This is a genomic window from Vibrio sp. PNB23_22_6 (assembly GCF_052877535.1).
On sequence record NZ_JBNFXP010000016.1, the window covers coordinates 11,798 to 35,734 of the forward strand.

Consider the following 23,937-nt stretch of genomic DNA (forward strand, 5'->3'; position numbering starts at 1 on the left):
ATTTATGTCTTCACTGCCTTCCATTACTTGGCTGGAAACAGTAAAAAGTTACCTCGACAAACGCCTAATGTGGGTCTTCATGCTCGGTTGTTCGAGTGGTTTCCCTTGGGTACTTATTGGTTCAAACATGTCTGGCTGGCTCAAAGACGCCGGTTTGACGCTGTCTGCTATCGGTTATTTCGGTAGTGTGTTTGCCGTATACGCAATCAACTTTATGTGGGCTCCACTGGTCGATCGCGTCAAATTACCCGTGCTACATCGATTATTGGGACAACGCCGTAGTTGGATTCTCCTTTGCCAGTCTATCATCTTAGTCGCGACGCTTTATATTGCAGAAGTAAACCCGGCAGAAAATTTGATTTTCACCTCTATGCTCGCACTCTGTATTGCAACCGCTTCTGCTACCCAAGATATTGCTATCGATGCTTTCCGTATTGATACGTTTCCTAAATCAGAATCATCCAAGTTACCACAAGCTTCGGCGATGGCGGTGATCGGCTGGTGGACAGGATACTCACTTCCGGGTTACCTCGCTTTCATCAATGCAGACAGCGTGGGCTGGAATGGCGTTTATTATGGTATGGCTATCATTGTGGTGTTATTGATGATATTCACGTTGTTAGTTGGTGAACCGCAAACTCAGCGTGAACAACTGCAACATCAAGCCGAACAACGTCATAAAGAAGTGGTTGGTTCTAAGTTGGTTGCTTGGTTTACCGTGACCGTTGTAGAACCGTTCCTTGATTTCTTTAACCGAAACGGAGTGCGTGTTGCTATTACTTTGCTGCTCTTCGTTTTCTTGTTTAAGATTGGTGAAGCGTTCTTAGGTAGAATGTCGATCGCGTTCTATAAAGATATTGGCTTTAGCAACGAGCAAATCGGTTACTACTCCAAATTAATTGGCTGGGGTGCAACCATGCTGTTTACGTTTGTTGGCAGTATGTTCAATGTGAAGTTTGGTATCGTCCGCGGCCTGATGATTGGTGGTATTGCCATGGCAGCCAGCAACCTGATGTTCGCATGGATTGCGAAAGTCGGCCCGAGTGAGCATTTGTACTTAGCGACCATCATCGTTGATAACTTTACAACCGCCTTCTCAACGGTTGCTTTCGTGTCTTTCTTAACAATATTGACAGGACAGGCATTTTCCGCGACACAATACGCTTTGCTCGCCTCTTTAGGTAATTTTGGGCGAACAACACTCGCTTCTTTTAGTGGGGAATTGGTCGACTACCTAGACAATTGGACGGCTTTCTTTATCCTTACCGCAGTCATGGTAATTCCAAGCTTAATCATGCTTTATTCGTTAAGACACTACTTTACAGATTTGCTAGAGAAAGCGAAGCAACGACACTAACCACGTGAGATTAATTAAAAAAACCACCGAAAAACGGTGGTTTTTACTTTGAATTCGTGATGTTAAGGGTACATGCCGTTACCAAATAGATTAAAGATTCGGGCGACACCTTGAGTGAAAATCATCGGTTCTGTCAGCACCGTCAAACACAAACAGTCTTCCCCGGTTTTGGTAAATGGACTGTGCTTATTCGATGCATCTCTTACCAGCAGATCGCCTTGCTCATAGTGGCCATCTTCATCACTGAATCCACCATGTAAAACTAAGGTTGACTCCAACCCTTTATGGGTATGCTGTGGAATCCTTACATCTTCACTGATGTACATCAGGTTTACTCTTGCGTCTTCCCCAAAATCGATTTGAGCACTAAAGACCTTACCGCCATAACTCTTCCAATCTCCGACTAAGTCAGTGTACCGACTCAACGTTTTTGGAAGCTGAAAAGTTTTACCCGCAACGCTTACCGAAGCGACTTCTCTGATAATAATATCATCACAGGTTGGCTTTGAATTAATAATGTCACGAAACATGAGGTCAAAAGTAGGGTCATAGTCAGCCGGAATATCATTGGCGACATCACAGGCTTGGGCCGCTTCCATTTGATTGACACATGCACGGCAATAGGAACATGTTTCCAAATGGGTTGCGACCACTAAACCAGAAACCGCATCGATACTTCCTGAAGCATAGGCCTCTAACAAGTTGTTATCTGGGTGTTTGTTCATAGTTGCTCCGTATGCATCGAATGCCTTAATTTTTCTACCGCCAATCTTAAGCGCGATTTAACGGTGCCAAGAGGAATATCGAAAAGCTCCGCAACTTGTTGATGGGGCATTTCCTCTAAATACACTGCCCGCAGAACATCTCTCTGATTTTTGGGCAGTATGTCTAAAAACTTAACCACCTGCTCTTTGAGCATGTCCTGCTCCGGCGAATAATGGTCAACCAAATCAGGGGGGTAGTATTCCGATGGCCAGATGTCATCAGAATGAATATGCAGATCTTTGCCTTTCTGTTTTCTCAGTAAGTCAAAGCACTGGTTTCGAATAATCGTGTAGATCCAGGTTGATAACGCGCTTTTCGACCCGTCATATAAATGGGCTTTTTGCCACACCGTCGCCATGGCCTCTTGCACCATCTCCATTGCCACTTGATCGTTACCAACATGCTTATAAGCGAACTGCTTCAGTTTCGGTGCATAGAAACGAAATACAAAGGCAAACGCGTCGGTGTCTCTCGCTTTTACCCTGTCCATGTATGCGTTCCACTCGCTTCGCCCTAGTTTCTGAGAGTTATCACTCATCATAATCAACCTTAATAGTCGGGAGGAGTCGCCTCCTCCCTCTTCATCCTAATTCGTGATGTCATTAACCAAAAGGTTAAAGCCACCATTATCGTCAATGGCAATAGCTTGATATACCATACCATTTTCTAGCGTAGGTAAAGGTGCTGGACCTATAACAGGCGTTTTGTCACCAGGTGCGGTAACCGTCACATAATAATCGCCCGCTGCTACATAAATATTTTGAACACTATCTTTATACGCAAAATTGGCTATCGCTGGATCAATGCTCGAAATATCCTGTGACTGCGTGAGGTAAACATCAACAGTTGCAGCGGCTGGGTTTGCAGCCGCATGTGTCACATTCAGGACGGCACTCGTTGCAATCGATCTTCTGTTGTCTTCAACGACTAGCGCTTCAATATCAGACACTAAGCCAATCGCATATACGCTATATGAGTTGCCTGGAGCAAAGGCCAAATCTGCGCTAATAATTGGGGTTGCTATACCTTGCGCATCAACCTGAACTTGGTAAGAGTCTGAAGCCAATGTTTGATAAGTTGAGATGGTTTTAAAGGCTACGTCTGAAAGCACTGTTGTACCATCTAGAGACACATCAACGTTCGGGGCGCCATTAACTAGGTGTCCGACCCGAACGTCTGATTCTGCGGACGGGAAATCACGCATAGAGTCATTAGACACATTTTGAACTATAGTCGAACCCTCGCCATCGAGAACAAGCAATTTTACGGGTGACTCAGATACCGAGCCGCCTTTATTTATCGCAGCGACGGTTAAATTGCTGTTTGGCGCTAGAGTCAATGGGCCTGAATCAAAGACCGGCGTGTTCGCCGCATCAGAAGAATCGGTCAAACGAATCTGGTATTCGCCATCTGGGATATTGAGAACGTTAGTAAATTGGGTATAGGCAAGGGTCGCGACAGGGTTCTCATTGGTAAGGTCTGCATCAGGAGTCGTAACAAATACATTGACTTGGGTAACACCAGTCGCGGCGTGGACAACTTGCACATCCAGACTCTGGTTATTGGCCATCGAATCTTCTGAACGTGTCACAATAAGAGGTTCTACCGACCCATCAGCCGCACTACCGACAACAAATGCGGTGTAAAGAATATCATCATCAAGGTAGAGCGGCGCGTTGATGACTTCCGCCGTTTGGCCACCAGGCAACTGAACGTCGACAGCAACATCATACGTCCCTTCTTCAAGTCGTACATAACCAGATCCAGAGCCATAATCAAGGTCTGACAACGCCTCATTGCCGTTAAGCAGAACATTGGCACGAGGCGCATCCGGGGACGCATGAACAGCCTGCAAATACGTGTAGTCTTTGCTGTCGCTGTCAGAACCACAAGCACTGATACCGAGCACAGCGACAACGGTCACTGCTAGTTTTGAAAATCCATTCATATCTTAGTCTCTTTTTTGGGAGGGGCTTCAATGGCATCATTAAGAAATTGCAGTGCAGGTAAACAATCCTCTGCTCCTACCAACTTTTCAAACAACGTACTATCGAGAGGTAACAGCTCTAACCAACGTTGAGCAACCCATGATGGATCATCATAGAAACGGTGTTGATAGAGATTTCCGAGTTGGGGAAACTGTTTATAAACATGATTCAACTGTTGACTCAAATAAACAAACGCCGGGGCGGGCTCTGGCGCTTGCCAGTTGCCCATCCACTCAACTTCCGCATGGCGAAGGCCATCTGAGTCCGCTCTAACGCGTTTAACGATGAATCGTTTCTCACCAACAACAGTAATACCAAGAAGCCCATCACTGAGTGTTTCAAAATCAACGATGGTGACCAAAGTTCCGATCGATGAAACATTCCCAACCGCCTTGGCGTCGGTTCCATTGCCCACAAGACAGACCCCAAACCCTACGTTTTGGAGGCAGCATTCTTTCACCATGCGTTTGTATCTTGGTTCAAAAATACGCAGATTCATCTTGCCTTCAGGTAATACGACGGAGGTCAGTGGGAATAACATGACTTCTTTCATTCAAGCGTCCTCTTTGATTCATAAAGTGTTACGAAGCGGACACAAATAGGATCACTAACGATTTTTGTTGGTTAATCGACTGGCTTAAAAATTCATAAAACCGCTTGCGCAAACGATCCAAGTCACACAAACACTGCAAATCGATGCAACAGATAAAAAGTTCCATGGCATTGACCAATTACGTGACGATCATCACTAAAAATATTTACTTTTGCACCGTTTATCACTTTCATTTGAGATTTTTATCGCTATTATTCCCGCCAATTGGAAAGCGCAGCGAAGATTGCGTGTTCTGAATCATTACAAACATAGAGAGTCCACTTATGCGTAAATCACTTTTAGCTCTTAGCCTACTAGCAGCTACATCAGCTCCTGTTATGGCGGCAGATTACTCTGACGGCGATATCCACAAGAACGATTACAAGTGGATGCAATTCAACCTAATGGCTGCAATTGACGAAAAAGGTGCTGGTCCAGAATCTACTCATGATTACCTAGAAATGGAATTTGGCGGTCGCTCTGGCATCTTCGATCTATACGGTTACGTTGACGTATTCAACCTAACTTCAAACCCAGATAGCGACAAAGCTGGCGCGGAAAAAATCTTCATGAAGTTTGCTCCTCGTATGTCTCTAGATGCAGTAACTGGTCAAGACCTATCTTTCGGCCCAGTTCAAGAGCTTTACCTTGCGACACTAATGGAATGGGGTGGTAACTCTGCTGTTAACACTCAAAAAATCGGTCTAGGTTCTGACGTAATGGTTCCTTGGTTTGGCAAAATGGGTCTAAACCTATACGGCACATACGATTCAAACCAAAAAGACTGGAACGGTTTCCAAATCTCGACTAACTGGTTCAAGCCTTTCTACTTCTTCGAGAACGGTTCATTCATCTCTTACCAAGGTTACATCGATTACCAATTTGGTATGAAAGACGATGCACCATTCCAAAAAAGCAACGGCGGTGCAATGTTTAACGGTATTTACTGGCACTCAGATCGCTTTGCAGTGGGTTACGGCCTGAAACTATACAAAGATGTATACGGTTTCGAAGATGGCTCAGTACTACCATGGGCACCAGTTGCAGACGCTTCAGGTGTTGGTCACTACGTAGCTGTCACTTACAAGTTCTAATTGAACCAATAAGTTTTCCCCAAAAATGGCGCCTCTGGCGCCATTTTTATTTGCTTTCCTTTTCTCCCTCATTATCCTTGCAGCAAATCTTTTTAATGAGCGCGTTTGGTGAATATTCTCATCCTTGGTCCAGGAGCCGTCGGTTCACTCTGGGCGACTAAATTCAAACTTGTTGGACACCATGTTTCATTGTGGGGACGTACCTCTGAGAGCGAGTTGTCGCTTCAACTGGATGATGCTCCGCTTACCACTTATTCCAATCAAAGCATTACCTCTGTACAAGAGGCTGATTTGATTTTAATCACGGTAAAAGCTTGGCAAGTTGAATCCGCCATTGAACCTCTTCTTCCCTACATCAGCGAAGACACCATCGTGATGTTAATGCACAACGGGATGGGAACCGCGCCACTCATCGAGGCAAAGCTGGCCAATAACCCTATCGTGATTGCCACGACAACGCACGGCGCATACAAGCCAAGCAAACAGCAAGTATTGCATACTGGTCATGGATACACACAGTTAGGTGGTTTTAATGCTAAAGGCGCTCAATGTGACTTCCTTGCCGAAGTGATGAATCACGCCCTGCCTGAGGTGCACTGGAACCCTAACATCAACGGAGCCTTGTGGACCAAGCTTGCGATCAATTGCGCTATCAACCCACTGACCGCTATCCATCAATGTAAGAATGGTGAGCTTGCCGCTAATGAGTTTGCGATCGAGTTGGCTAACATCACTCATGAGTTGGTAGAAGTCATGAATAAAGAAGAGATAAAGGTGGATTTTGACGCACTTCACGCCACCATAATGCAAGTGGTTAACGCAACTGCGGCAAACTACTCTTCTATGAGGCAAGATGTTTTTCACCGACGTCGTACCGAGATAGACTTTATTACTGGTTATCTACTGCAAACCACCGAAAAGCATCAAATCAGTACGCCAGAGAACACCAAGCTCTATCAACGCATCAAACAGATTGAACAAAGCTGGACTGAATAATGAAGAAAAAGATCTTAGTACCTATCGCACCGGGCACAGAAGAAATGGAAGCGGTCACCGTCATCGATATCATGGTTCGTGCAGGTTATGAAGTGACGGTCGCAAGTGCCGACTTTGATGGTGCACTGACGATGAAAGCCTCTCGTGGCGTCACGCTGACCGCGGACTGTAAATTGGTCGATATTGCCGATGACGAGTTTGATGCGATTGTACTCTCTGGCGGTGTCGGCGGCGCGGAAACCTTCCGTGATAGTACTATCATGATTGAGATCCTGAAACAGCATATGTACGAAGGTAAACTCGTTGCTGCAATTTGTGCCGCGCCAGCGTTAGTGCTTCAACACCACAATTTGTATCCAGAAGCGCTCATGACTTGCCACCCGAGCTTTCAATCTCATATCCCAGACGACAAATGGCGAGTCAAACGCGTGACCATGGATGTGAACCACAATCTCATCACTAGTCAGGGGCCTGGTACTGCGCTGGAGTTTGCGATGGAGATTATCATCCAACTTTCAGGCAAAGAGCATGCATGGACTGTTGCAGAGCCGATGGTGACACTGCCTACCCTGCACTATCACGAGTTCGGTGATGAATAATGTTTGACGTTAATGCAGTACGTAAGCAGTTCCCAGCCCTTAATCAGACGGTAAATCAAACACCTCTGGTGTACCTAGATAGTGCAGCGACAACCCAGAAGCCGCAATGCGTCATTGACGTAATCAGCCATTATTACAGCGCACAGAACGCCAATGTACATCGTGGTAGCCACAGCTTAACGGCCAATGCCACCAGCCAATTTGAAGCGGCACGTGACACAGTGGCGGAATTCATTGGTGCAGCCAGTTCAAAAGAGATCATTTGGACACGTGGCGCAACCGAAGCGCTGAACTTGATCGCGCAAACTTATGCCCGTAGTACACTAAACGCAGGCGATGAGATATTAATCAGCGAGATGGAGCATCACGCCAATATCGTTCCATGGCAAATAGTCGCAGAGCAGACAGGAGCGAAAATCGTTAAGGTTCCGATGACCTCCGATTGTCAGTTCGATATCGATGCGTTTGAAACGCTACTGTCGGAGCGCTGTAAAATCGTCGCCTGTGCACAGATCACTAACGTGACAGGTTCTCGTCAACCTATCGAAAGAATCATCGCCATGGCGCATGCGGTAGGCGCTGTTGTCGTAGTAGATGGTGCTCAAGGTATCGTGCATGAGCAGTTGAACTTGGCAGAGTTAGATGTCGATTTTTATGTGTTCTCAGGTCACAAACTCTATGCCCCTGCAGGTATCGGTGTACTCTATGGCAAGCTAGAACTGTTAGAGGCGATGCCTCCATGGCACGGTGGCGGAAAAATGGTAGATAAGGTCTCGTTTGAGAAAACCACGTTTTCTGCGCTACCAGGCAAATTTGAAGCGGGTACACCAAACGTTGCGGGTGCCATTGCGTTGGCAAAAGCCATCGACTGGTATCAAGGTTTCGATCGGCAAGCTGTCGAGGCTCATCTGCACACTCTACAAGAAAGAGCGTACCAAGCATTAAGCCAATTGGATGACATTCGCATTCTTGGCTACCAACCGAAAGCTTCTGTTCTGACTTTTGTTATGGATGGCGTTCACCACCAAGATATTGCGACGCTGCTAGACCAGCAAGGTATTGCGGTTCGTGCTGGGCATCACTGTGCTCACCCTCTGATGGATGCGCTTAACGTCAAAGGCACGGTGCGCGTTTCTTTTGGTATCTACAACACGTTAGAAGACGTTGAAAAGCTGATTGCCGCCGTCGAGAAAGCGGTTGATATGCTTTAGGAAGGTAGGCTCTAGGATAAAGAAAGGTCCTAGGATCCTAGGGCCTAACATTTTGAGTTACGGATTACGTCGTCTTTTTAGTTGGAAAAAAACAGCGGTCATTCTGAACAGTGAGGAACGAACATGATTCAGAATCTACGGGTCGAATTTGAGGGCGCAAAGGTGATGAATCGAGGCTAAATCGCGTGTGAGTAATAGATTCCTTGTCTCGCTAAGGCTCGCTGGAATGACGTTATTGCGTAAGGCAATTTTCTTCTTATCGAGAAGCGAAGCGCTCCGTATTCCAGACATCTCTCAATACTCGATGAAATGCACAAAGCTAACAACGCACTTCTCTAGGAGCTCGGATCCTAGGCCCTATTTCCTTTCTTACTGAGCCGTTTCTTTGATTTTCTCAACAATCGCTTTCAAACCATTGCCGCGCGATGGGCTTAGATGGGCGATTAAGCCAAGTTGTTCAAAGTAAGCATCAATATCAAACGCTTGGATTTGCTCTGCGCTTTTACCGTCGTAAGCCGCCATCACCAAGGCAATCAGGCCGCGTACAATACGCGCGTCAGAATCGGCACAAAAATGCCAAACGCCATTTTGCTCTTTGCTTACCAACCACACTAAGCTTTCGCAGCCCGACACCGTTACTTGCTCGGATTTGAGCTCTTCAGGCATTTGAGGCAGCTTTTTCCCCCATTGAATCACCTGACGATAACGGTCTTCCCAACCTTTAAATTGCTGCATGGTGGCAGCAATGTCTTCACTGGTGATGTCGGTGCCAAATGGAGAAACAGGAAAATCAGTCATGATGCACTCTTCTTCTTTGCGTTACTTCTTGTGCTTTTGAATCAGCTTTTCAACGATGCGTGAAACCGCAACAAAGCCGAACGTTGCTGTCACTACCGTTGCAGCACCAAAGCCACTGGCACAGTCCATGCGTTTTGGACCTTCTGCTGTCGATTTCACACCACATACAGAACCATCTGCTTGTGGGTACTTTAATTGCTCCGTAGAGAACACACAATCGATGCCAAACTTACGTGCAGGATTTTTCGGGAAGTTATGATGACGACGCAAGGTGTCTTTGATCTTCTTAGCCAGTGGATCTTGGATAGTCTTAGTCAGATCCGCCACCATAATTTGGGTTGGATCGGTTTGACCTCCAGCACCACCAGTGGTGATTACTTTGATCTTGTTGCTGCGGCAATAAGCCAATAGCGACGCTTTTGCTTTCACACTGTCGATCGCATCCAACACGTAATCGAAATCTTTGCTCAAATACTCATGTTGGTTATCTGGCGTAATAAAATCGTCAATCAGATTCACCTTACATTCTGGATTAATCAGTTTAACGCGTTCAGCCATCACTTCGATTTTGCTTTGGCCAACCGTGCCTGTCATCGCATGGATTTGGCGGTTAATGTTGGTCACGCACACGTCATCCATATCAATAAGCGTCAACTCACCAATACCCGTTCGTGCCAGCGCTTCTACCGCCCATGAACCTACGCCACCAATACCAATCACACACACGTGTGCAGCTCGCAGAATGTCTACTTCGCTGTTGCCGTAGAGACGACGAGTACCACCAAAACGTTGGTTGTAGCTGTCAGATGCCGGAGTATCGAGTTCACGCATATTGAAAGTCCAGATGATCGATAGAAAAACAAAGAGTGCGATTTATACGCACTCTTTGAGGAAATGTCTAGATGATGAGAGGCGATTCGTCTCGCTAGGCAGTTATTGTAACTTCTCTGGCGGTAAAGCCCAAGGTGCTTGCGTTGGTGTATTTTCCAAGCCAAGCTTCCACACACGGCCAAAGTGCTTGTAATGACCCGCCTCGGTACCCGCACGTGGGCCCATACCGTGATAAAGATCGAGGTGGTTTTGTTTCACCGCGCCGCCCGTGTCTAACACAATAAGCAGGCGAAGCTGGTGTGCACCACTCCATGTGCCATCGGCATTAAGTAACGGCACTTCTGCTAAGATTGGTGTCCCCATAGGCAAAATAGAACGATCGCCAGCGACTGACGCCATTGGTAATAGTGGGATACCTGCAGAGCCCGTTACTGGGGCGTCAGCTTGTGGTGCAAAGAAAACGTAAGATGGGTTTTGCTCTAGCAACTCACGAACCGTCGCTTCGTCATTTGCCATTACCCACTCTTTGATCGCTTTGAGTGACATCTCTTCACGTGGCACTTCACCACGCTCAATCAGAATACGGCCAATACTCACGTATGCTTTGTTGTTTTTACCCGCATAAGCAAAATATTCCAACGTGTCATCATCTTCAAAATGAACAAAGCCGCTCCCCTGCACTTCCATCATAAACGGGTCGATCATGTTTGGCGCATAGCCAAGCTCCAAGCCTTTACCCTCTAATGCACCATTGTAAATTTCAGCACGTGTCGGGCAATCTGAACTGCAGTTAGGCAGACCATACACCGGATATTTATAGGTTTCGTTCGGTTCGTGACGCAGCTCCATCACTGGTGAGAAATACCCCGTGAACAACACATTGCCCTTCTTATCACCACCGCCAAGTTGCGCCGCTTGAATGCCATATGCGCTCAAGTCGCTGGTTTCCCCACTTTGCAAAGCCCATTCACTCAATTTTTCATACAATGGCTGATACATCTTTGCCATGCGAGTTGATTTCGTTACAACTTGTTCAGCTTGTTTATTGAACTCCGTAAAGTCGCGCGGTTTATTCGATTCAACCACATCAACCTTATTCAAAATACTAGGAAATTCACCATCAAGGTATTGCTGAGCACGATCATTTTGCTGAGCACAGCCAAACAGTAGACCCAAAGAAACAATTGGAAGAAGTTTTTTTAACACGTCTTTTTTCCGTAATAGAAGATAGCGAAAGGATGACAAACAAATGTATACGACGCAATTGAAAAGCTGCGACAAAGTTTATACCCAAGTAACCTCGAGATGCTAGGTTCAGCGAGAATACTTTGACTTGTAGACGAGGCAACGATTTGAAGATCTAGTGTTTCTAAATTAAAAATCGTTAACAATGTATGCAAACCAAGGCAACTCGCCCTTAAGCAAGGATCTAGAAGTTATTCGGACATAATAGCAAAAGAACAATCAAGGTATTGTCCAGACAATGTTTGAAAACGTGCTTAGCTTTAAGGGATGGTGAGCACACGGTTTATCCTTATTGGCGCAGTAAACCGTGTCTCAATACGGTATGGTGACTAGCGGATAGTTAAGTCAGAACGACCTTCTAGATGAAATACGGGCAAATAATGTGCATTAGCATCAAGCTTCATTTCCGTATGCTGTTGATCGACAAAGTTAAACCTGCGAACGGTTGACCCCACTTTGTAACGTAGAGAATCGCCATCAAATTCAAAGCCTGTCGTCACGAAAGCGCCATTCACTGTTACACCACGTTCACTAAGGACAAACTCTTCACGCACGTATGGGGCAACCTCCTGTTCTACCCACTTTCCATATACCTTCGACTTGGCAATCGGAGGGTTGATGTAACGAATGAACAAGTCACCATACATCATAAAAGCAACTATCGTCCCCACAACGGCTATAAGCATTATCGAGCGCTCTAACCATTTGCGAGGCATCGATTTTTCAGCGTCGATTTGGGCTGAGTTTTCAACCCCCTTATTTGCGGATAACACCATAGTGCCCACGTGTCCACGTAATAATAGATAACTCATTATAATCTTTCGCCCTTCATCGGAGGAAGGGGGGGATCAAGGATGTTTGTGTTTCATTCCAAAATTACTCTTGCGAAACCTTGAATAAAGAGGCGATAATAAAACATAAATAACCACAAGGACTGGCAGTCGTGAAAATTCGCAGTACCGCTCTCGTTAAAGGATTCCGCCAATCAACGCCATATGTGAACGCTCACCGAGGCAAAACCATGGTAATAATGTTAGGCGGCGAAGCCATTGCTGATAAAAACTTTGGTAACATTATTAATGATATAGCGTTAATGCATAGCCTTGGAATTAAGGTTGTCGTGGTTTACGGTGCACGTCCTCAAATTAACCAGTTGCTAGATAAACATACACTGACAACACCATACCACAAAAATACACGCATCACTGATGAAAGCGCACTTTCAATAGTTATGCAAGCAGCAGGGCAACTCCAACTCGCGATTACCGCTCGTCTATCCATGAGCCTCAACAACACACCAATGGCTGGCACACAACTCAACGTTGTTAGCGGCAACTTTGTGATAGCGCAACCACTTGGGGTGGATGATGGTGTCGACTACTGCCACAGCGGTCGCATTCGCCGAATCGATACCGATGCCATTCACCGTACTCTTGATCAAGGCTCGATTGTTCTTCTCGGTCCAATCGCCAGCTCTGTTACGGGAGAGTGCTTTAACCTGCTTTCTGAAGAGGTTGCCACTCAGCTTGCGATAAAACTAGGCGCTGATAAGTTGATTGGTTTCTGCTCCGAGCAAGGGGTCATTGATGATAGCGGTAATGCCATCGCAGAACTGTTCCCAATCGAAGCTGAGCATGTGATTAAACGGCTTACCGAAACCCATTCACCAGACACCGACGATAACTCCGGAACATTACGCTTTCTCAAAGGCTCTATCTCTGCTTGTCGTGCTGGTGTCCCACGCAGCCATCTTATTAGCTACAAAGTCGACGGTGCATTGATTCAGGAACTGTTTTCTTTTGACGGTATCGGCACGCAAGTGGTGATGGCCAGTGCTGAGCAAGTTCGCCAAGCAAGCATCAATGATATTGGTGGCATTCTAGATTTGATCCGCCCACTTGAAGAACAAGGCGTGTTGGTTAGACGCTCTCGCGAACAGTTAGAACAAGAGATTGGTCAATTTACCATTATTGAAAAAGATGGTTTGATCATTGGCTGTGCTGCGCTGTACCCATATGTTGAAGAGCGCAAAGCAGAAATGGCCTGTGTGGCGATTCATCCCGATTATCGTGATGGAAATCGAGGGCAAATGCTCCTTAATCACATGAAGCAGCGTACCAAGTCAGACAACATTCATCAAATCTTCGTTTTGACAACACGTAGTTTGCACTGGTTTAGAGAACAAGGCTTTTATGAGGTGAGTGTCGATTACCTACCTGGAGCGAAACAAGGACTATATAACTTTCAACGTAAGTCAAAAATCTTAGCACTGGACCTTTGACGTTATGCATAAAGCCTAGCCATTTAGCTTAGAAATAATTATGCAATGCTTTACATTAAAACTGGTCGCAAACCAACCTTTTCAATATGCACGCTATTAGCTATACTTCGCGCTTCAACGGTTGACTTTTAATCAATCCAAAAATGGATCTAGGTGAATAACTCTCACCCTAAAGTGCCGAACACTGAAACTTGCTCGGCATAACACATCAAGGACAGTTGTTACTCTTACAATGAATAAGATGAGCACTGTTATGAGAACTATTGTTTGCAATTCACTGCAAAGCTTCTGGGATATGGCAGATAACCACTTTCTAGAAGGGTTGCACGTTCACTGTGTATTTCCAGTCAACGATGCCATTAAAGATTTTATTCTCACTTACCAACATCAATATAAAATTCATCGCGTGTCTTTTACCAACGCGTTTACTCAGAATGATTAAAGAAAGACCGAGCATTGCGCTCGGTCTTTTTGATTAACTGGTTAAGCGTGACACTAACCCACTGGCTCGAGTGGTTTTCACTTTGATGCCACGCTTGAGTACATTCATCTCCGCATACATCGCGAGACGCTTCTTAGCACGGGTTATACCTGTGTAGATCAGCTCACGAGTAAGGATTGGACTGAAATCCGGCGGTAAGATCATCAGCGTATACTCGAACTCACTGCCCTGTGATTTGTGGATGGTCATCGCGTACGCAGTTTCATGTTCAGGGACTCGGCTCGGTAGCACCGACTTAACGCTGCCATCGGGCAACTCAAAGAACACTTTCAAGCGTGGTTCACTTTCGCTGTCATCTCGCATACAAATACCGATATCACCGTTATACAACCCTAAGCCGTGGTCGTTACGCGTGACCATAACTGGCCTACCGTGATACCAAAGCTCATCTTGAGTTTGGATTAACTTACGCGCGGCTAGTGCTTTTTCGATGCGTTGATTTAAACCTGTCACACCGAAGTCACCTTCACGAATCGCACACAGCAATCGACATTGATTAAAGGTATCTAGTACTGCTTTGGCTTTGTGCGTCTGGGTTTCTGGCTCACCCGTTTGCGAGTTCACCTCTTGCTGCCCGATACGCTTCAAATAACGACCGTATTCTGCAACCAAGGTTTGCAACATCTGGTTGTAGTTTTGACTACTCAGCGCGAAATGTTCGATATCAGCAAAATCGCGATTCCAAACATCATCCACTTTTGCCGCTGAGCCGGCGTTAACCGCTTTCGCTAACTGACCGATACCAGAACGGGCATCAAATCGGTAACTCTTTTGCAGCATACACAAGCTATCCGCAATCGAAGCATTGTTGTTGGTGCTGTACGCTAAGGTGTCGAACCCCGTCAGTTTGGAGACCGCTGACGCTTGTTCTTTACCAAAACCGAAAGCATGGAACGAGCAAATATCCCCCAGAACTGCGCCGGCTTCTACCGATGCCAACTGATCTTTATCACCGAGCAGAATCAAGCGAGCGTGCTTTGGCAGCGCATCCACGACTTTATACATCATCGGCAAGTCGACCATGGAGGCTTCGTCCACGACTAAAATATCGAGATGTAATGGATTTTGCTTGTTGTGACGAAACTCAACGCTGTTCGGGATCGCGCCCAGTAGTCGATGCAAAGTGCTCGATTCGGTTGGAATTTTTGCTTTGAGCTCAGGCCCAACCGGTAGTTCTTGTATCGCTTTACCGATGGATTCGGTCAAACGTGCCGCGGCTTTACCTGTCGGTGCCACCAGCTTGATGGTGAGGTTCTTCTCCTGCCCTGCTTGTTCAATCAACGCAGCAAGCAGTTTGGTTACTGTGGTAGTTTTACCCGTGCCCGGACCACCCGAGATCACCGCAAAGCGACGCGTGAGTGCCACAGCCGCAGCGACCTTCTGCCAGTTGACACAAGCCGATAATGGTACGAGCGCATCCAACACTTGCAGGTCGTGAACTTGCTTCGTTTGGCTGACCGCCGCATCAATGGCAGCCCAATCTAAACTATCCATGGTGACCACATCCAAATGGTCACACACTAACTGCTGACGTAGCACTTGGTTGCTGGTTCCCGTCTCCGCAGCTTTCGCTAATGCGTTGAACAGGAAATGATACTGACGAGCGAACAAGTGATTTAACAGCTCAGACAAACGTGCAAATTCTTGCGGTTGCAGATTCACTACCGCACTTAATTGATGGAGTTTGCCTGCTAGCGTCACTTCGTAATGCCAGTAACGGTGTAGATACAAACGTTCGCCATCAAACATCATTGGCAGCGCCTCACCATGTGCACCAACCAATGGTGAGTTCTGTAGAAGCTTAACCCAATCAATGCCTTGTAACTGGGCATTTAGCACTAAAGCCGATTCACCAAACAAACCGAGTTTGCTGGCAAGATCGACCGGCTGGCCTTGATGATCAAAAAGGGGCAAACAGATGTGTCCTTTGCCTAACTCACTGCTGACCACGCCAGTAATAAACGCCAACTCTTGGCTGTTTGCTTGCGAATAAATAAAGCGCGCGAACTGGTAGTCCAATTGGCGAATCGCTCCCTTACTTGCTAGTGACTCTAAGGTTGCCACTAGCTCTAACGTTGCCATTGCGCTGTTTTGCTCAGAAAGAAGATCATTGGTTTTCATCAAATTAACTCCATCTGACCCGATTCACTCGATCGCGTATCCAGTACTTGACCATCAATCAAATGATCCATCTCTTGTAAAAATTCGAAGCTTGGCTTAGCAGAAAAAATGCCGTGTTCACTTTGCCCATCCATACCACGTAAGAACAGGTAATAAACGCCGCCAAAGTGCTGTTGGTAATCATAATTTGGTAGCCTACTGCGTAAGAAACGATGCAGCGCCAAGGCGTAGATTTGGTATTGCAGATCGTAGCGATGATCCGCCATAGCCGACTTTAACGCATCACCATGATAGTTGAGCACATCGTCCCCCAAATGGTTCGATTTCCAGTCGAGAACGTAGTATTTTCCTTGGTGCTCGAACACCAAATCAATAAAGCCTTTCAGCATGCCTTGCACAGTTTGGAAACCCAGATCGCCCGCTTTAGCAGACAGCGGATCATGGCGTTGAATCACGCGGTTCAATGCTGGCGCAGACAGCACTTCAATCGGCAGTAAGAACTCCATCTCGACCAAACGTTGCGCCGGACCTTTTTGATTGAGCAGCAGCGTTTTGCTATCCAGTGGCGTCGCCAGCACGGTATCAATCAACTGTTGCAGGATTGGCAGCCATTCTTCATCAAGCTGTTCGCTTTCCATCAAGCCGAGAATGATTTGGGTGTTCTCTTCCGTCGTCGCTGACTGAGTGAACTCAATTTCCTCAAATAAGCTGTGCAGGAAAGTACCCGGACGTGCGCCACGAGGGAAGTTGAAGATAGAACGTTCTGGCTCAACCAATTCCGCTTCATCTTGCTCTTCTGAAGAATCGATATCAAAGCCGGTGATTTCAATCATTGCGTCATGTTCAGCATGGTGAGAGCCTTGCTTGACCAAGCCCGAGTAACTGGTGATACGCCAATTTCTATCAATTGAATTTTGCAGCTCTTTGGCGGTGAGTTCTGCCAACTCCGCTTGTTCCGCCACATACATTTCGTCATGCTGTTTCGGAGGATCGCAAATCACCACGCTGTCGAGGCTCTCTTGCTGCTTTTTAAGGCCAAGAAATAAGTCGTTGATGCCCCCCTCTTGGCCATTTTGCACCAAGTAACCAATCGCACTTTGATGCACACCGGTTGGTTCTTTGGTTGAGCGACCATTACGCAGTGGCGAAGCTCCAATGAAACAGGCATATACGGCGCGCGTTAACGCGACATAGATAAGACGCAAATCTTCAGCAAGGCGTTCTTTATCTGCCTGTTTTAACGACGCATCATTGCTCGTGATATCCAGGACCGTCCGATCGTTCTCAGCATCGTAGTATTTAGCTTCGCTCGCCTCGCGGTAGCCAAACACAAATGGCAGAAATACCAAGTCATATTCCAAGCCTTTGGATTTGTGAATGGTGACGATTTGCACCAAGTTACGTTCCGATTCCAAGCGCTGAATTTGGTCATCGCTGCCACCAAGACCATGCTGTGCATCGCTGATGGATTGTGCCAACCAACGCAGCAAGCCGTGGTCGCTGTCTAGTTCGTTACTCGCCTGCTGTAGTAGTTCACCGATGTGCATCAAATCGGTAAGTACTCGCTCACCATTTTCACCTTGTGAACTCGAACCTTCTTCCAGCAAACGTTCTGCTATATGACGTTTGCTGATCACCGCTCGCAGCATTGGCAATACACCGCGTTGCACCCAAAGCTTGCGGTATTCTTTAAACTCATTGACCGCGTTTTCCCACACGGTTTCATCGTTGTTGAGGGCATCTAAACTTGCTGCATCCAGCGCAAACAACTCTGACGCTAAGCTGGCACGCAATGCTCTATCGTTTTCTGCCGTCAGCACGGCTTGCAACAAGCGTTGTAAATCTTGCGCGACTGTACTGGTAAATACGCTATCTCGGTTAGATAAGTAAACGCTGGCAATGCCTTGGTCTGCCAACGCTTGTTTGACCATGCGACCTTCGCTACCGGTTCGCACCAAAACCGCAATGTCACCCGCTTTAACAGGCTTTTGCTTCTCGCCATTAACAAGACACGCTTGGCCTTGTTGCGCCGAGGTCAAAATGGTTTGAATTTGGCTTGCTGTCGCCTCTGCCATCGCAGTCAGGTATTCACCTTTTGCCAGTGGTTTATCTTCGGCTTCTTGCAGCCAATACGTCAGCGCAGGTTGCTTTTGCCCACCCATGGTCCAAATGCGTTTATCCGCACTAGGGCTGTAACTCACTGGTAGAAATGGAATGTCCGAATCGTAAATAAACGGGCTATCTGGCAACTCAAAAATCTGGTTTACCGCCGACACCATCTCCGCACTCGAGCGCCAGTTAGTGCCTAACGTGTAGTGAGCACTAACTTGATTGCGCGCCTTGATGTAGGTAAAGATGTCTGCACCACGGAAACCATAAATCGCCTGTTTCGGGTCACCGATCATAAACAGACCGCACTCTGGGTTATCTAGGTAAATACGGCTAAAAATACTGTATTGCAGTGGGTCGGTATCTTGGAATTCATCGATCATCGCAACAGGGTAAAGCGTACGAATGCGCTCTTTCAGCAGTGCGGTTTCATCGGTATCAATCGACGCCGATAACTGGGTCAGCAAGTCATCAAACGACAGCCATTGCTTCTGATTTTTTGCCTTCGCCAGCATCTCACGACAATGCTCAATCGCATGCGCTAATAGTGGTGCTTTAAGGCTAATTGGGGTAGCTAGAAAGGCTTCAATGTCCTCAAACACCGGATGCTGCGGCGCGGTGCCTTTCGGGGTTTTCTCAAGCAACACATTCTGCGCAAATTTTTCCAGTTTGTCTGGATAGTCATACCCCGTCGTTTCTGTTGCCGCCCAAACGTTAACGGCCTCTAACCAAGTTGGCAGCGATTTCTTGGTGTAACTGCGTTTATTGACATCTGAACCTGAGATCAACGCTAAGAAATCCTCTTGGCTATCACGCCATTGGGTTTTCAGTGCATCTATTTGTTTTAAGTTTTGCTCGTGCAAATCTGCGAGACTGCCCTGCATTGCAGGCACAGACAAGCTCAATGGTGCGCCTGTTAAGTAGTTACCGATGTCATAAAGCAACTCCGATGGCGAACCCCATAGTTGACGCACTTCGCCAGCCAAAGCAAATGGTAATGGGTAAAAATTACGACGCCAGTAGTCCGCCACCACTTGAGCTTTTAGGTGGCTCTCGTCCGTCACAAATTCATTCTCAAAGCGGCTGCCCGATTCAAAAGCGTTTTGCGTTAGCATGCGTTGGCAGAAACCGTGGATGGTGTAGACCGCGGCTTCATCCATTTGACGCTCCGCTTGCAACAAGATCTCTGTCGCTTGCTTGTGATCATCAATGGCTTCTAGCAGTGGTTTGATCACCGGATCACTGCTTTGACCTCGAGCGAATGCGATCCTCGCATCGTGAATTCGAGCACGAATACGATCGCGTAGCTCGGCTGTCGCCGCTTCGGTAAAGGTCACCACCAGAATTTGGTCCACCGTTAATGGAACGCGGTGCTTGGTTTCTATACTGCCATGTCCCAATAAGAGACGCAGGTACAAACCCGCAATAGTAAAGGTTTTCCCTGTACCTGCGGATGCTTCGATTAACCTTGCCCCATGCAATGGAAAAGTCATGGTTTGCAGTGGTGCTGCTACTGACATTTGCGCCATAACGCTGAATCTCTCCGGATTTTTGACAAGGACGTCTTGAGCTTCAGAGGTTAAGTCATCTCTAAAGATCAACTCGTCCTATATTGTGATCTATCGTTAATTTTTCTATTTATATGTCTAACAGTTTGGAATATTTAGACTTTTGTGCGATCTCACTCACGGTTATCATGATGGAGTACCGTTAATATTCGCCTCACGAGATAAGCCAAGCCTTTCTGGCGGTGATACTCAAAAGAATCATGGTCCCTCTGACCTTGTGGCCGTACAGCGAACGCCCTACACAAAATAATGATTTTCTGGCGGCCACTCTACTCTTTCCCATCCCCAAGCATTCCAACTTAGTTATCATCTGAAGCATCTTTTGTCGCCAATCTTGCACCTTGCAAAACCAACGCCGTCAACATGCGAACTTCGGCTGCGAGTTCATCGTTCCAAGCAGGCCAAATACGCGAGATGTACGCGTTATTGCCTTCACCTGGGCTCAGGTAGCTGTCATTGAAAGCGTCCGCCATTTTCTTGAGTGACTTCTCTTCATCGTCCGCCCAATGGCCACGACTAAAGCCCGCTTCAACACACGCCAGTGCTGTTTTCGGGAAGTATGGTAATGGCTTGGTCATGCCTTCAAAAAACAAACGCACCAATTCGGCAAGACGTTGTTTCGCTTGCGCAGCGTCCGCCATTTCAGGGAAGATCAGATGAACTGCACCTTCCTTGCGGTCGTAACCAATAATATGAGTCTTCTTCACATGGCCAGAAGCCGACATCGCGAGGTGATCAATCCACGCCGCAAGGTAATCTTGCGCACGAATTTTCCCGCTTCGATAACGAATCAAACCGGACTGATAGCATTGAGTGAGCCAACCTGTTAGGCGGATATTCTTACCCTCCCCCCTACTTTCATCAAAAAGCGCATCAAAGATAAGGTCGATCTCTAAATCGTCTTGTGGCGCGCCAGAGAGAAACGCCAACTTATCCACCAGCTCTTCCGCTTGCACGCGGTTGGTTTCAAACTCGATATCACCAAACGCTCCTACTGGCAATTTGCCCTGAGCACGTTGCTCACTCATAAAATGCTTCAGCACATCCGCTTTGGCCGCAGGTTGAGTAAGCGCGGTTTCGAGCAGGGTTGTCAGCAGTTCACCGCGCATCTGATAACTTTCTAACCCGCCTAATACAAACGGTTCATCGTCTTCCATCACTGGTAAAGGCGGCTCAAACATCACTTTCAAACGACGATTAAAGAAATACTGAACCGGCAAACGCCAGAAACGTTGAAGCTCGACCAAATCCAATTCGATGGGAAATGTCGCGCCCAGCAAGTAATCATCCAATGCACGGTTAAACTCACGGCGCGCATGACCTTGCGATTGACTGCTTTGGGTCAATGCCGCAGGAATCCACTCTTTGGCATAGCTTGAGTGAGAACCTTGAAATGCATTTGGGCTAAACGGCACCATAGCATGCACATTCACTAACTCTTTTAACAGCTTATCGCCGGACTCATCAACGGGCTGATTTTCATCGCCTGCCAAACAGTAATTCTGCTGACAGTACTCCATTAACTCAGAAACCAGTACCGATGGCACTCGTTCCGTGTTGTCTTGAATCGAACGCCCTACGTAACTGATGTACAGTGTTTGCTGAGCAGAAAGCATTGCTTCGAGGAACAGATAACGGTCATCGTCTCGGCGTGAACGATCGCCTGGCTTGGTTCGCCCCGTCATTAAATCAAAACCTTCTGGCGGCATAGAACGCGGGTATACGCCATCATTCATGCCTAATAAACACACCGCTCGAAATGGAATCGAGCGCATTGGCATCAGGGTACAGAAGTTCACTTGGCCAGCGAGGAAACGCTGGCTAACACGGGTGCCAGACAGTTTATTTTTCAGGTATTGGTTAATGATGGATGGTGACAAAGCGTCATTAAAAGCGGCATCAGCAAGCTGTTCTTTTAGCTGGCTTAAGGTATCGCGAATCGACTTCAATGCCATTTCGCCTTCTAACTCCACTGAGAAGAAGTCATCCAGCATTGCGATCAAGGTTTCACGCCAAGCATCAATCGACTGAACATGCGACAGTTTGCGGCGATATTGACTGATTTGTTGGATAAAGTGCGCCAGTTTGCCAGCGAGCTCAGCCCCCATACCTTGCACTTCATTGTATGGCGATAAACTGCCTTCTTGCGCTTCAAATAAGCCCGCCGATTCCGGCATCGCATAACCCAGTAGCATGCGTTGAATACCAAACTGCCACGTGTTTTGACGCGTTTCAGGCAGTTCAAATTCGCTGCCCGTGTTGGCATCGAGTCCCCAGCGAATACCCGATTCTTCCACCCATTGTTTCGCTTGTAGGAAGTCGTCTTCACTTAAGTCAAAACGTTTCAAAATGGCTGGCGTTTCCAGCAACTCTAATAGTTCGGAAGCCAAGCAGCGCGTATTCGGTAAATTAACCAGTTGCATGAAGGCCGCCAAGATTGGGCTTTCTTGGTCAGCGGTTCGGTCAGAAATCGAATACGGAATAAATCGCTCACCCGGCGCATTGCCAAATACGGCTTGAATCGCAGGGCTGTAAGCATTGATGTCCGCCACCATCACGATGATATCACGCGGCTTTAGGTTTGGATCAGCGTCAAACATCGCCAATAACTGGTCGTGTAGCACTTCGACTTCTCGCATCGGACTGTGGCAAGAGTGCAAGCTCAGAGACTTGTCACCCAAGCTCACCACTTGTTTGTGGCTGCTACTATCGATTTTTTGGTCGTCTTGATGCTCTTCTAGATTAAGAATATCCGCTTGCAGTTGATGGAGCAGACTGTCGCGTTCGATCTCAACAAAAGCCTCAATTTCATGGGATTCGAGTTGCGACAACAGATACATGTTGTCACGTCCCAGTTTCCCCATCGAAGCTAATAAACTGTTCCCCACCACATCAGTGTGCAGTTCATCTATCACGTTATCTTCAAGCGAACCTTTGAGTTGCTCACTTTCACCTTGCACTTCAGAATGATCTTCCTGCCACACCACGTGCTGACGGTGCTTCGCCGCCAAACGTGCAAGGAATTTACGGTCACGCACTTCCCCCCAGTAGTAACGGCAAGGATTTGTGAACATCAAATGGACATCAATATGTTCGCCGATGGCTTTAAGCGCATCCATATAACGCGGTGGCAGTGAAGAAATACCAAACACAAACAGACGCTTCGGCAGGTGGTCAAAACTACCGTTGAAGTTTTCTAACGTATCAATGAAGTGCTCATACAAGTTAGCACGATGATAAGGCGATTGCCCCAGAGTGACGGTGTGATCGTACAGCGCTTGCCATAAAATCGGCTGCCACGGGTGTTCGTTTTCTAATTCAGGTACCGTTTGCCCAGCTTCCCAACTCGCTATCCATTCTGGTCGGTACACCAAGTAGCCATCGAAAATATCGGCGATTTTCTCTGCCAATTGATACAACTTGGAGTGGTCACTGTCGTCTCGTAAGTAGCTCGCCAGCGGAGCAAAAGGTTCCTCCCCTAGCAAACCCGGTAATAGATGCATCAACTTCCACGTCATTGCCTCTTTGTTAAACGCACTTCGTTTCGGCACGTCTGGCAAAACTTGAGTAAACATCTCCCAAATGAAGGTCGCTGGCAGCGGAAACTCCAAATTGGCGGCAACACCGAACTCTTTCGCTAATGCCATTTTCAACCATTGAGACATACCTGGGCTCTGTACCAAGATCTGCTCTTTTTCGAATGGATTTTCTAATGGATTGATGCGAATCAGTTCAACAAGAAGTGATTTGAGAACATCGACCTGATTGGAGTGATAGACAGTAAACAAAGTGACAATCCTTGATACAACAAAAACACATAGGTCAAGTATATTGACCTAAATAATTTAACCACAAGCAGAACTTAAACCTTTTTATGGTT

18 protein-coding genes are annotated in these 23,937 nt (G+C 46.8%); 7 read left to right on the plus strand and 11 right to left on the minus strand.

Annotated features, from left to right (window positions below):
• Positions 1 to 4 precede the first annotated feature (4 nt).
• A complete protein-coding gene (locus ACVA54_RS13145) occupies positions 5 to 1,357 on the plus strand; it encodes an AmpG family muropeptide MFS transporter (RefSeq protein ID WP_099080256.1) in 1,353 nt (450 codons plus the stop codon).
• Between the two features lie 62 nt (positions 1,358 to 1,419).
• Here ACVA54_RS13145 and ACVA54_RS13150 read toward each other — a convergent pair whose 3' ends face one another.
• From ACVA54_RS13150 to ACVA54_RS13165, 4 genes are read right to left on the minus strand one after another with little or no spacing between them, the layout of a single operon-like run.
• Positions 1,420 to 2,082 carry a ChrR family anti-sigma-E factor gene (locus ACVA54_RS13150; RefSeq protein WP_099080255.1) on the minus strand — a complete coding sequence of 221 codons (663 nt, stop codon included), beginning with the start codon at positions 2,080 to 2,082 and terminating at the stop codon, positions 1,420 to 1,422.
• Positions 2,079 to 2,663 carry an RNA polymerase sigma factor gene (locus tag ACVA54_RS13155; RefSeq protein ID WP_099080254.1) on the minus strand — a complete coding sequence of 195 codons (585 nt, stop codon included), beginning with the start codon at positions 2,661 to 2,663 and terminating at the stop codon, positions 2,079 to 2,081. The genes ACVA54_RS13150 and ACVA54_RS13155 overlap by 4 nt, the downstream gene beginning before the upstream one ends.
• A gap of 45 nt (positions 2,664 to 2,708) precedes the next feature.
• Positions 2,709 to 4,070: a DUF4397 domain-containing protein gene (locus ACVA54_RS13160; protein WP_099080253.1), complete on the minus strand. Its 1,362-nt coding sequence runs from the start codon at positions 4,068 to 4,070 to the stop codon at positions 2,709 to 2,711.
• A complete protein-coding gene (locus ACVA54_RS13165; RefSeq protein ID WP_099080252.1) occupies positions 4,067 to 4,663 on the minus strand; it encodes an LON peptidase substrate-binding domain-containing protein in 597 nt (198 codons plus the stop codon). The genes ACVA54_RS13160 and ACVA54_RS13165 overlap by 4 nt, the downstream gene beginning before the upstream one ends.
• 323 nt (positions 4,664 to 4,986) lie before the next feature.
• On the opposite strand from ACVA54_RS13165, the gene ACVA54_RS13170 reads away from it, so the two are divergent.
• The 4 genes from ACVA54_RS13170 to csdA all read left to right on the plus strand — a co-directional run bounded on the left by ACVA54_RS13170 (position 4,987) and on the right by csdA (position 8,602).
• Positions 4,987 to 5,796 (plus strand): nucleoside-specific channel-forming Tsx family protein, encoded by an 810-nt coding sequence (locus ACVA54_RS13170; RefSeq protein WP_119463476.1) that lies wholly within the window; start codon positions 4,987 to 4,989, stop codon positions 5,794 to 5,796.
• A gap of 108 nt (positions 5,797 to 5,904) precedes the next feature.
• A complete protein-coding gene (gene panE, locus ACVA54_RS13175) occupies positions 5,905 to 6,792 on the plus strand; it encodes a 2-dehydropantoate 2-reductase (RefSeq protein ID WP_099080249.1) in 888 nt (295 codons plus the stop codon).
• On the plus strand, positions 6,792 to 7,391 hold the full coding sequence (locus ACVA54_RS13180; protein WP_099080248.1) for a DJ-1 family glyoxalase III: 600 nt from the start codon (positions 6,792 to 6,794) through the stop codon (positions 7,389 to 7,391). Before panE ends, ACVA54_RS13180 begins: the two co-directional genes overlap by 1 nt.
• Positions 7,391 to 8,602 carry a cysteine desulfurase CsdA gene (gene csdA / locus ACVA54_RS13185; RefSeq protein WP_099080247.1) on the plus strand — a complete coding sequence of 404 codons (1,212 nt, stop codon included), beginning with the start codon at positions 7,391 to 7,393 and terminating at the stop codon, positions 8,600 to 8,602. The genes ACVA54_RS13180 and csdA overlap by 1 nt, the downstream gene beginning before the upstream one ends.
• Positions 8,603 to 8,971: 369 nt before the next feature.
• Here the strand turns inward: csdA and csdE are convergent, their stop codons facing one another.
• The 4 genes from csdE to ACVA54_RS13205 all read right to left on the minus strand — a co-directional run bounded on the left by csdE (position 8,972) and on the right by ACVA54_RS13205 (position 12,252).
• On the minus strand, positions 8,972 to 9,400 hold the full coding sequence (gene csdE, locus ACVA54_RS13190; RefSeq protein WP_099080246.1) for a cysteine desulfurase sulfur acceptor subunit CsdE: 429 nt from the start codon (positions 9,398 to 9,400) through the stop codon (positions 8,972 to 8,974).
• Positions 9,401 to 9,421: 21 nt separating this feature from the next.
• Positions 9,422 to 10,231 (minus strand): tRNA cyclic N6-threonylcarbamoyladenosine(37) synthase TcdA, encoded by an 810-nt coding sequence (gene tcdA, locus ACVA54_RS13195; protein ID WP_099080245.1) that lies wholly within the window; start codon positions 10,229 to 10,231, stop codon positions 9,422 to 9,424.
• 102 nt (positions 10,232 to 10,333) lie between these two features.
• Positions 10,334 to 11,437 (minus strand): murein transglycosylase A, encoded by a 1,104-nt coding sequence (mltA, locus tag ACVA54_RS13200; protein WP_099080244.1) that lies wholly within the window; start codon positions 11,435 to 11,437, stop codon positions 10,334 to 10,336.
• A 368-nt stretch (positions 11,438 to 11,805) separates the two neighbouring features.
• Positions 11,806 to 12,252: a DUF2850 domain-containing protein gene (locus ACVA54_RS13205; protein ID WP_259343734.1), complete on the minus strand. Its 447-nt coding sequence runs from the start codon at positions 12,250 to 12,252 to the stop codon at positions 11,806 to 11,808.
• 167 nt (positions 12,253 to 12,419) lie between these two features.
• Here ACVA54_RS13205 and argA point away from each other — a divergent pair, with 167 nt between their 5' ends.
• Entirely contained in the window at positions 12,420 to 13,757 is a 1,338-nt protein-coding gene (argA, locus tag ACVA54_RS13210; protein ID WP_099080243.1) for an amino-acid N-acetyltransferase, read from the plus strand.
• 253 nt (positions 13,758 to 14,010) lie between these two features.
• The gene (locus tag ACVA54_RS13215; RefSeq protein ID WP_099080273.1) at positions 14,011 to 14,199 is read left to right on the plus strand and encodes a hypothetical protein; all 189 of its coding nucleotides are present in this window, start codon (positions 14,011 to 14,013) and stop codon (positions 14,197 to 14,199) included.
• A 33-nt stretch (positions 14,200 to 14,232) separates the two neighbouring features.
• Here the strand turns inward: ACVA54_RS13215 and recD are convergent, their stop codons facing one another.
• From recD to recC, 3 genes are all read right to left on the minus strand, one after another.
• On the minus strand, positions 14,233 to 16,380 hold the full coding sequence (recD, locus tag ACVA54_RS13220) for an exodeoxyribonuclease V subunit alpha (RefSeq protein WP_446579909.1): 2,148 nt from the start codon (positions 16,378 to 16,380) through the stop codon (positions 14,233 to 14,235).
• Positions 16,380 to 20,018, minus strand: coding sequence for an exodeoxyribonuclease V subunit beta (gene recB, locus ACVA54_RS13225; protein ID WP_446649669.1), 3,639 nt, complete (start codon positions 20,016 to 20,018; stop codon positions 16,380 to 16,382). The genes recD and recB overlap by 1 nt, the downstream gene beginning before the upstream one ends.
• Positions 20,019 to 20,356: 338 nt before the next feature.
• Entirely contained in the window at positions 20,357 to 23,845 is a 3,489-nt protein-coding gene (recC, locus tag ACVA54_RS13230; RefSeq protein WP_446649670.1) for an exodeoxyribonuclease V subunit gamma, read from the minus strand.
• Between the last annotated feature and the right edge of the window lie 92 nt (positions 23,846 to 23,937).

Excerpts from the sequence above, each read along its gene's own strand:
- ACVA54_RS13145 (WP_099080256.1), top strand. The coding sequence starts at position 5 with ATGTCTTCACTGCCTTCCATTACTTGGCTGGAAACAGTAAAAAGTTAC.
- ACVA54_RS13150 (WP_099080255.1), bottom strand. The coding sequence starts at position 2,082 with ATGAACAAACACCCAGATAACAACTTGTTAGAGGCCTATGCTTCAGGA.
- ACVA54_RS13155 (WP_099080254.1), bottom strand. The coding sequence starts at position 2,663 with ATGATGAGTGATAACTCTCAGAAACTAGGGCGAAGCGAGTGGAACGCA.
- ACVA54_RS13160 (WP_099080253.1), bottom strand. The coding sequence starts at position 4,070 with ATGAATGGATTTTCAAAACTAGCAGTGACCGTTGTCGCTGTGCTCGGT.
- ACVA54_RS13165 (WP_099080252.1), bottom strand. The coding sequence starts at position 4,663 with ATGAAAGAAGTCATGTTATTCCCACTGACCTCCGTCGTATTACCTGAA.
- ACVA54_RS13170 (WP_119463476.1), top strand. The coding sequence starts at position 4,987 with ATGCGTAAATCACTTTTAGCTCTTAGCCTACTAGCAGCTACATCAGCT.
- ACVA54_RS13180 (WP_099080248.1), top strand. The coding sequence starts at position 6,792 with ATGAAGAAAAAGATCTTAGTACCTATCGCACCGGGCACAGAAGAAATG.
- csdA (WP_099080247.1), top strand. The coding sequence starts at position 7,391 with ATGTTTGACGTTAATGCAGTACGTAAGCAGTTCCCAGCCCTTAATCAG.
- csdE (WP_099080246.1), bottom strand. The coding sequence starts at position 9,400 with ATGACTGATTTTCCTGTTTCTCCATTTGGCACCGACATCACCAGTGAA.
- tcdA (WP_099080245.1), bottom strand. The coding sequence starts at position 10,231 with ATGCGTGAACTCGATACTCCGGCATCTGACAGCTACAACCAACGTTTT.
- ACVA54_RS13205 (WP_259343734.1), bottom strand. The coding sequence starts at position 12,252 with ATGGTGTTATCCGCAAATAAGGGGGTTGAAAACTCAGCCCAAATCGAC.
- ACVA54_RS13215 (WP_099080273.1), top strand. The coding sequence starts at position 14,011 with ATGAGAACTATTGTTTGCAATTCACTGCAAAGCTTCTGGGATATGGCA.
- recD (WP_446579909.1), bottom strand. The coding sequence starts at position 16,380 with ATGAAAACCAATGATCTTCTTTCTGAGCAAAACAGCGCAATGGCAACG.
- recB (WP_446649669.1), bottom strand. The coding sequence starts at position 20,018 with ATGGCGCAAATGTCAGTAGCAGCACCACTGCAAACCATGACTTTTCCA.